Origin of the sequence: Ruminococcus albus AD2013 (assembly GCF_000526775.1) — a bacterium.
In the GTDB taxonomy this organism is placed as follows: Bacteria; Bacillota; Clostridia; order Oscillospirales; family Ruminococcaceae; genus Hominimerdicola; species Hominimerdicola alba_A.
Genome location: NZ_JAGS01000001.1, coordinates 1,438,496 through 1,447,950, shown reverse-complemented (window position 1 = coordinate 1,447,950; position 9,455 = coordinate 1,438,496). Strand labels below are relative to the sequence as shown.

Here is a 9,455-nt window from a genome sequence, read left to right as displayed (position 1 = left end):
TATTATTTTGAAAACTGTCTTTTTAGCTCTGCGAAAGTCATGTCCTGTTTGGTAAGGCAATCATATACCGCATTGAATATCTTTATGCCCTCTGCTTCCTGCTCGTTGTTCATGAGCATACCGTCATTTCGCAGGGTAAGTCTTATTTCAGTATCAGTCTCAACGGCTGATATGCATAAGAAGTTTGAATAGTAGTAATCCATAAGAGCCATATCAGAAAATGTTTTCGCTTTTGCTTCGCCAAAAGGGATGACCTCATTGAAATTTGTGATATAGCTCTGATATGAGATAACGCACTCTATGGGCAAAGCATTTTCAGTAATAACATATGGCATTATGGGCGAAGTCCTTACCTCACGAAGATTGAGATCACGGCACATCAGCGCATTTTCCAGCATAGTCTTGCTGTCGTCAAGCTCAATACGGCTGAAATACATCTCTGAAAGCAGACCTATAGTAGCCATGTATTTTTTCTTTCTTGTTCCCACAGGAATAGTCAGCCTGGTCTCACTTCTTCCGTGAAGTAGCGAGAACATGGTGTGTGCCATTATAAGTGTAACATGGAAAAAACTAAGGCGGTTCTTGCGGCAAACTTCATCGAGCTTTTCTTTTTTCAGCGTAACGAACTCGCCGTACTTTGCATAATTGCGTTCATCATATTCGGGTATCTTCAAAAACGGCTTGTACGCAATATGTCCCTTTATAAGGTCATCGTACTTTTCAAGCTGTGCGGCTAACTCGCCCGAGTTTATCATCTCATCAAAATCCTCGATAAACTTTGTCACACCGACAGCCTCGGTCAAAGGCATACCGTTATAGCCCGAAACTATGCTTTTCATGAGTATACCCATTGACATACCGTCGGAGATAAGGTGTATCACTCTTACATACAGGATATGATCGTCATCGCCCATATCGAAGAGTATTATATTCCACGGAATAGTACCCTTGAAATTATTCTCTACTGAGAAACGGCGTACTTCAGCGATTTGATCCCTCACGTTCTGAAGACGTTCTGCATCGGTGTTTCCGCAAGCTTTTCTCTCATCGAGCTTATAGCCTGTATTTTCGCTTGTATACTGATATATCTCATTATCATTCTCGCTATACTCAAATCTGAAACTGAAAGCATCATTATTAAGAACGATATTGTTGATAACTTCTTCAAGCTTATTCTTGTCGATCTTGCCATCTATGCGGACAGCGCCTGCAAGTCCAGGACTGTATACACCGTTCTCGGGAAAACAGGATAATTTCTGAATTGGGTAGAGTTTTCTTTTTTTCATAATTAATACCTCCGGTTAAACTTGATTATTTATTGAACTGTTTTTTTAACTCACCGAATGTCATATCCTTTTCGGTAAGGCAGTCGTACACGATCTCGAACACCTTTACACCCATTGCCACCTGCTCATTGTTCATAAGTACACCGTCATTGCGCAGGGAGAGTATGACAGCATCATCTGTTTCAACACCTGACAAACACAGGCAGTTGGAGTAATAATAGTCCATCATCCCGTTATCGGCAATTGCTCTTGCCTTAGCTTCACCAAAAGGCATCTGTTCGCCGAAATTAGTGATATAGCTCTGGTATGTTACTATGCATTCCATCGGCATATCGTGCTCTGTGACTACATGAGCCATTATGGGTGCAATCTTTGTTTCACGAATATTGAAGTTGCGGCATTCGATGGTATTTTCCAGCATGGTCTTGTTCACATCAAGCTTTATGCGGCTGAAATAACTGTCTATCAGAGGGCCAATGGTAGTCATGTATTTTTTCTTTCTAGGACCTATCGGGATAGTGAGTCTGGTCTCATCCCTGTCAAAAACAACAGAGAACATGGTATGTGCCATCAGAAGTGCTACATGGAAATAACTAAGGCGATTTTTGCGGCAGGTCTCAGCCAGCTTATCCTTTTTCAGCGTTATAAAATCGCTGTATTTTGCAAAATTGCGGTTATCGCTGCAGGGCTTTTTCAGGAATGGCTTATATTCCATATGGCTCTTTATAAGATCATCATTCTTTTTGAGAAGTTCCTCATATTCGCTCGAACCAAGATACTCAAAAGAGTCTTTAAGGTAGTCCGACATATTTGCAGATACTGCTGCAGGTGCGCCATTATAGCCTGAGATTATTTTATTTATAAGTATACCGATAGACATACCATCAGTTATGAGATGGAATAGTCTGACATAAAGGATGTATTTATCTTCTCCCATATCAAATACGATGATATTCCAAGGCACTTCTCCTTTGAAGTTGCCCTCAACGTTGATACGGCGTACTTCTGCTATCTGATCTCTTATATCCTGTAATTTATCTTCTTCTGTATCGCCAGATGCGGTGCGCTCGTCAAGTGTATAGCTTGTACCCTCGACTTTATACTGATATATCTCATCATCGTTTTTGTCGTATACGAATCTGTAGCTGAATGCATCATTCGTATGAACGATATCATCGATCACGGTCTCAAGCTTTTTCTTGTCGATTTTTCCTTCTATCATGAATACACCTGCCAGGCTGGGGCTGTATATCCTGGGTTCGGAAAAACACATTATAGCTTTCTGGATAGGTAAAAGTTTCATTTTTTCCATTATGCTTTTCTCCCTTACATCATTCAAAAAGTTCCGCAAACTGTGCGATTGTCTCACGCTCATAAAAGTCGGAGACCTCGGCAGTTTTACCTGTTCTGTCCTCCAGTTCGGCTATTACCTGTGCTGCGGAGAAAGAATTTCCGCCCAGGTCGAAGAACGACTCATCTTCAGCAGGCAGTTCGTCCAGTTCAAGAATTTCTTTCCAAATTTCTTTCAGTGTGTCTTTCATTATGATCTTTCCTTTCCGGGGTTTTATCTTTTATTAGTGATCTCTTCGATGCAGAGTTTGTCAGTATCAGCTATCTCTTCCAGCCTGATGTACTCATCATCGCCTATCTCATCGAGTATCCTCTTTTCGTAGGAGCTGTCAACAAGTTCAAATCCGTAATTAAAGCCTTTATGCAGCTTTGAGGGTTCTTTTAAAACAGCCAGAACAGTTTCTGCAAGGAAATATCCGCATACTCTGTTGACATTTCTCAGACAAACCTTATAAGCTTTGGTGTTTCTGACACCGTTTTTCTGACCTGTAAGTTCAAGGTACAAAAATGCAAGAGGTGTTTGTGAGCCAAATTCCTTATTTGTCTTTATGCGCTCATTGAGTTTGTTTTCTATCATGATGGCAGCATCCTCTTTGCTGTGTCTTGTGACATCTACAAGCAGCTTCATGAAAAAGCTTAGTGTAGCCATATCATCATAGGTGCAGAAGAAGTAATGCTCGTCCGAGCCCAGTACCTCTGCCAGCTTTCTGCTGTCGCAGGTAATAAGCGGCTTGAATATCACCTTTTTATCCGAAAAAGGTGTAGCGTGGGTCTTTCGTATGTCCGAACCCAGCGGAGAGATATTACCCTTGGAAATATAGGCATCTCCGCAGAAATCTTCATTGCCTGCGCCTATTATCATATCTACGAAAGAACCTGCCGAGCAGCCGTCAAAACCGCCCTGATATACTACCGAACGTTCGATGGTATCAAAATCTCTTTTTGCACACACATATGGCAGAAATTCCGATAATCCGGGGATATATCCTGCTGATGCGATGCATATGCCTTCGGTGCTGCTGCGGTCTTTTTCGTAGCTTGCATCCGATGGGTCTACAAGTATTTTTCCTGCTGACATGACAGCATCTCTCACAAGTTTTCCGTAAACGTGTGACGGGCTGATGCAGTTGATGACGATGTCGCATTCGCTGATGAAAGCATCAAGTTCAGCTTTTACATTGACATCGATTTTTCGTCTGCTGAAATTATCATACTCGTCAAACATATTTTTGTCACTGCGCTGTCCGCCAATGACCTGTACACCGTTTTTGAGCAGTTTTTCAGTCGCATTGCTTCCGATGTATCCTCCGCAGCCCAATATACCAACTATACTGTTTTTCATCATTACTCTCCTTTATATGACCCTCTGCCGTGCTGAAAAAACAGGCTTTCGGGTAGCTTTTATGGTGAATCATATCCGAGAGAAAGAAGTATCTTCTCTCTTATAAGTGCTATGACGTTTTGCTCATCTTCTCCATAAGGGAAAAAGTGATTGCCGCAGAATTCGTATCTTTCAAATCCTGCGGATGTTACTTTAGCCCATTTATCTACTATCTCGCCGTCTGCATCTTTATCCTCACTTCCGTTCATGGCGGTTATCGGTATATCCAAGATCTCTCCGTTATATACGTATTCCTCATTGAGCCTGTAATCGTTATAAATTATAGGCAGGAATACGCTTCGGAAGGTCTTGTTTGAAAGTATCTCATCACTTTCCATTCCGCATCTTTTCAGCTCTTTTTCCAGTGCACCTATGCCCTGGGAATATCTGAATGATGATGCGGTCTCTTCAGAGGGGGCATGACGTCCTGCGACAAAAAGTCTTTCGGCTTTTAGACCGTATCTTTTTTTTAGCTCACATGCTGTCTGAAATCCGAATAATGAACCGAGACTATGTCCGTAGATGAAAAATGGTATGGAGTCGGCAGTCTTTGCCATCGCAGCGGTCATATCTTCAAGTACGCTCTCAAAAGTCAGTGTTTTCGGGTCGCAGCTCCTGTCAGGAAGTTCCAGCGGAGCCACATCTATCAGCGGCGACATTTTCAGCCAATTTCTGAAAGTACACACACTACCACCTGCGTGATGAAAGCAGTACAGCCTGCATGCTGCACCTTTTTTACCGATACCGAAGGGGAATATCGTATCAAGTTTCATTATCCTTAAATGTTCCTCCTTGTAAACAAAATTAATCAGATCGATGCTATACCGGATCGACCAATATAGTTAGTTAAGACTAACTAATAGTGATAAAGACCCGGATTCAGTTCGTATCAGACGTGCCGAACACAGTTGAATAGTGGCCTGATGAGGCTTAAAAACGGTCGAAAGTGCGCTGTGAGTTAGTTGTGTATAACCGACAGGCGCGATCGCCTGATCTTTCAATAAAAAATCGCACGATGATATTATATCATATTGATAAACTTTTGTCAACACCTTAATTTAGCTTTTTGTATAAGTTAAAAGAGGCTAATTTTTCCTTTGTGTACCAAAAAGAAAATGATACCGACGTTTTGTTGGCATTGCGAAACGTCGGTATCATTTTTATTTTTTATAATTTCCAGCTTGCTGCTTTCTGACGATCTTCAACAAATGTGCGGTAGATGCCTTGCTGCTGCATGAGTTCTGAATGAGTTCCTCGCTGGGCTATCTTTCCTTCATTGATAACAATTATCTGATCAGCGTGTTCAACTGTTTTAAGTCGGTGCGCTATCATTATGATAGTTTTCTCCTTGGTGAGTTCCTTTACTGCCTTAGTAAGTTCAGCCTCGTTTTCCGGGTCAACATTTGCAGTAGCCTCATCGAGTATTATTATCGGTGAATCCTTCATTATTGCTCTTGCAATGGAGATACGCTGTTTTTCACCACCTGAAAGACTTGCACCGCCTTCTCCGATCACTGTATCGTATCCACCGGGGAGCTGTTGTATGAATTCGTGGCAGCAAGCTTTTTTAGCAGCTGCTACAACTTCCTCCATACTTGCATCGGGTCTGCCGAAACGTATGTTATTTGCAATGGTGTCCTGGAAAAGATACACACGCTGGAATACAAAGCTGAAATTCCGCATCAGACTGTCAAAGCTGTAATCCTTGACATTTCTGCCGCCCAGCAGTACCTGACCGCTGTTTACATCCCAGAATCTTGACATAAGGCTTGTCAGTGTTGTCTTTCCTCCGCCTGAAGGACCTACTATGGCAGTGGTGGTCTTTTCGGGTATCTTCAGGTCGATACCGTTGATGATATTCCTGTTCTCATAGGCGAATGTGATGTTTTTTAGTTCAATGTCGTGATTATCAGGTGTTATCTCTTCACCGTTTATGTCCATGCCCGGAATATCAATTATTTCATTGGCAAGAGTTACCGAAACATCTACGCTTCTGATAAGTGCACTGTATCCGCTCATTGCATCAAGACTTTCGTAGATCATGAATGAGCTTATCATCATCATGATGCAGTAGAGAAGGCTCATCGTACCGTTCACGTAAAAATATACCGATGCAGCACACATTACAACTCCCATGAGCTTTGTTGTGATATCCTGTAATGTGATGTACGGTATCACATCGTACTCAAGATGTGTGTCGGCAAACTGCTTGGCTTTTATGGCTTCATCCAGCTTTTTAGCACGGCTCTTGGTCAGATTGTAGTTCTTAACTTCTACTATACCCTGGATGAATTCGATTATAGCAGAGATCATTGCATTGTCGGATGCCTGTTTCCTTGGTACGCTTGATCTTGATTTTTTCTGCATAAGGCTGTTTATGACAGCGTATATGCCTATTCCCAGAATCAGTATCAGACCTATCCTTACATCGAATATAAGTACACATATTGTCAGTATAAGTGTGGTAAGAACGCTCTGTGTTGTAAGCATAACTATACGTGCGGCAATACCTGCAAGGGCTTCCATGGTATTTGTAGTTACGCTGGTTATATGACCGAGGCTTGTATCATTGAAATAACCCATGGGGAGATAACGCAGATGTTCAGCGATCTCGATCCTCTTGCCGGTACAGCAGTGATAACCTGCTTCTGTCTGGAGCATTGTGGTCTTCATGCTTATGATGACTTGTGCGATCAGGGAAATAATGAGTATGAGAAGGGAATTCCAAACATTCTTCATGGACATATTATCGTCGATGATACCCATTGCCACTACGCCTATCGCACCTATACGCATTGCTGCAAACAGCGCCTTGATAACACCTAATCCTATTGCCTTGTAGATCTTGTTCCTGTCTTCGACCGAACAGAACATAAAGAATTTTTTTAGTGTTGATATCATTATACTCCCTCCTTTACTGTGATATGGCTGTTCCACATCTGGCTGTACAGAGGAGAGTTTCTGAGCAGCTCCTCCTGAGTACCGCTTGCCTCGACCTTACCGTCGTTGATAACTATTATCTTATCCGCATCAGCAATTGTTGAAAGTCTGTGAGCGATCACAAGAAGTGTCCTGCCCTTTACAAGTTTCGCAACAGAAGACTGTACCAGTGCTTCGTTCTCGGGATCGGTATAAGCAGTAGCTTCGTCAAGAATGATAACCGGAGCATTTTTCAGCATTGCCCTGGCAATGGATATCCTCTGTCTTTCACCGCCCGAAAGATGTCCGCCGGCACCGCCGACTACAGTGTTATAACCATTCTCCAGCTTCATGATAAAATCGTGGCAGCCGCAGGCCTTGGCAGCATTCATAACATCTTCGTCGCTGGCCTTAGGATCTCCCATACGTATATTATCCATTATGGTTTCATCGAACAGATAATTGTCCTGTGATACATAGGCGATATTGCGATTGTATTCTTCAAGAGGGATATTCTTTATATCCACACCGCCAAGAGTGACCTTACCTTCATTAACGTCCCAGAATGATGCTATGAGTTTTGCGATGGTCGATTTTCCCGAACCGGAGGGACCTACCAGCGCATTGACTGTACCTTGCTTTATTGTCAGGTCTATACCGTGGAGTATCTCTTTTTCCTCATAACCGAAGTGTACATTTTCAAGAACAATATCTGTGCCGTCAGGTTTTTCTGTCATGATCTCCGGACGGATCAGTTCATCACGCTCAAGTATCTCGGTAACTTCGCTGATAATAAGTCCCATCTTTGAGATATCATCGGTATACGAAGTAACTGTTGAGATAGGAGCTACAAGGCTGAGTGAGAGTATTACCAGCATCAGCAGATCTCCTCCTGATACATTGCCATGCATATATTCTATTGCACCGAAGGGGAGAAGTCCCAGCAGGAAGAACGGCATCAAGATAAGAGCCATGTTCTGCCATAAATTACATTTTCTCATCCATTCAATGTAGCAGGTTGCACAGTCCTTTGCGGCATTTGCGAACTTTTCGTAGGAGCTTCCCGATTTGCTGAATGCTTTTATTACCTCGATGCCGTTTATATATTCAACGGCTGAATCGTTCAGGGCTTTCGTTTTTGTGATAGCATCACCGTATAAATTTTTGCTTGCTGCCATCATACCCATGAAGAATATCGCACCGGCAGGTATGCACAGCATTGACAGCAGTGTGAGCTTTACGTTGATAGTAAGCATATAGATTATCAATGCCAAAGGCACGAGAACACCTGCGCCTACCTCAGGGATAATGTGTGCAAGTGTGGTCTCGATAGAGTCTACACGCTCACAGATGATATTCTTGTATGTTCCGCTGGAATCTGCCATTACTGAACCCAGAGGTATTTTTGCAAGCTTTTCTGCCAGTCTGCGGCGGATATTTGCAAGTATCACGAAAGATGTTGCGTGTGAGATGGTGGTGGATATTGCGTGGCTCACCTTGCTAAGTACCCAGAAAACACCCATCATTATCATATCCTTGCTGAAATCACCCATCTTGGGTACTTGGTTCGATCCATGCAGTATCAGCAGTGTTTTTACTATATCTGCCATGTAAATGTACGGCACAAGACCGCACACTACTTTTGATACTGCAAAAAGCATACATAAAATATAGTTCAGCTTTTTTTCTTCTGCGAACTCGAACAGCCAGCTGGTCAGAGAACGCTTTCTCTTCTTCTTTGTCTTTTCAGACATATCTATTCCCCTCTTTCTTTAAGTTATAAAAGACTAACTTATGCTCAAAAAAATACAGGCATTATATGCCCAGTATTTTTTTCCATCCTGCCGAGAAGAACTCTTCTATGGTCTCTGCATAGTGCAGTGCCTGTTCCTCGGTAAAATCGTGTTTTACTGCCTCGTACATTGCTGATACATTTGCTGTTACCAGCATATGGAACTCCAGATGAGAAACTTCTCTCAGTTTCATGTTATAATCATTCAGTTTATCGAAGTATTCCGCATCGAGCTTTTCTTCCAACAGTGCCATATCATGGATAAAGTTCTCATATTTTGTTCCCTGTGAACAGCATACCAGCAGCTTGAATACATCGAAATTCTGATAAATAAAGCTCATTATCCACTGTGTCTTATTTTCGGCTTTAAGCAATGCCTGTTCGTTAGCCAATACTTTCAGGCGTTCATATTCCTTAATGCTGGCTTTATCATAAAGCATCCTAAGTTCACTAAGAGTCGGCTCGACCAGTGATGCAAACATTTCTTCCTTATTTTCAAAATGTCTGTACAGAGCACCTACGGTAATACCTGCATCAGCAGCTATCTTGCGCATTGAAGCATTTTTAAATCCCTGCTCCAAAAACTCCTTTTTGGCAGCAATGATTATTTTCTTATTATTCTCGCTTTTATCTCTGGGCACAAGTATCACCTCCTGCTTTTTAAGTAAGCACTGTTCACAAACAAGAATATTATATCACTTAAAAATGCGCTTGTCAAGGTATGTAT

The 9,455-nt window shown here is 42.1% G+C and carries 8 protein-coding genes; all 8 read right to left on the bottom strand.

Annotated elements, in window-relative coordinates; genetic code table 11:
- Nucleotides 1-2 precede the first annotated feature (2 nt).
- Complete coding sequence (locus N773_RS0106440) at nucleotides 3-1,286, bottom strand: condensation domain-containing protein (RefSeq protein WP_024857021.1); 1,284 nt, start codon at nucleotides 1,284-1,286, stop codon at nucleotides 3-5.
- Between the two features lie 25 nt (nucleotides 1,287-1,311).
- Nucleotides 1,312-2,598 (bottom strand): condensation domain-containing protein, encoded by a 1,287-nt coding sequence (locus N773_RS0106435; protein ID WP_024857020.1) that lies wholly within the window; start codon nucleotides 2,596-2,598, stop codon nucleotides 1,312-1,314.
- Nucleotides 2,599-2,617: 19 nt separating this feature from the next.
- Complete coding sequence (locus N773_RS0106430; protein ID WP_024857019.1) at nucleotides 2,618-2,827, bottom strand: acyl carrier protein; 210 nt, start codon at nucleotides 2,825-2,827, stop codon at nucleotides 2,618-2,620.
- Between the two features lie 23 nt (nucleotides 2,828-2,850).
- Nucleotides 2,851-3,978, bottom strand: a complete 1,128-nt coding sequence (locus tag N773_RS0106425; RefSeq protein ID WP_024857018.1) for a saccharopine dehydrogenase NADP-binding domain-containing protein — start codon at nucleotides 3,976-3,978, stop codon at nucleotides 2,851-2,853.
- 59 nt (nucleotides 3,979-4,037) lie between these two features.
- Complete coding sequence (locus N773_RS0106420) at nucleotides 4,038-4,790, bottom strand: thioesterase II family protein (RefSeq protein ID WP_024857017.1); 753 nt, start codon at nucleotides 4,788-4,790, stop codon at nucleotides 4,038-4,040.
- A 394-nt stretch (nucleotides 4,791-5,184) separates the two neighbouring features.
- Nucleotides 5,185-6,918, bottom strand: coding sequence for an ABC transporter ATP-binding protein (locus N773_RS0106415; protein ID WP_024857016.1), 1,734 nt, complete (start codon nucleotides 6,916-6,918; stop codon nucleotides 5,185-5,187).
- Nucleotides 6,918-8,690: an ABC transporter ATP-binding protein gene (locus N773_RS0106410; protein WP_024857015.1), complete on the bottom strand. Its 1,773-nt coding sequence runs from the start codon at nucleotides 8,688-8,690 to the stop codon at nucleotides 6,918-6,920. Before N773_RS0106410 ends, N773_RS0106415 begins: the two co-directional genes overlap by 1 nt.
- Before the next feature lie 61 nt (nucleotides 8,691-8,751).
- Nucleotides 8,752-9,369, bottom strand: a complete 618-nt coding sequence (locus tag N773_RS0106405; protein ID WP_024857014.1) for a TetR/AcrR family transcriptional regulator — start codon at nucleotides 9,367-9,369, stop codon at nucleotides 8,752-8,754.
- Between the last annotated feature and the right edge of the window lie 86 nt (nucleotides 9,370-9,455).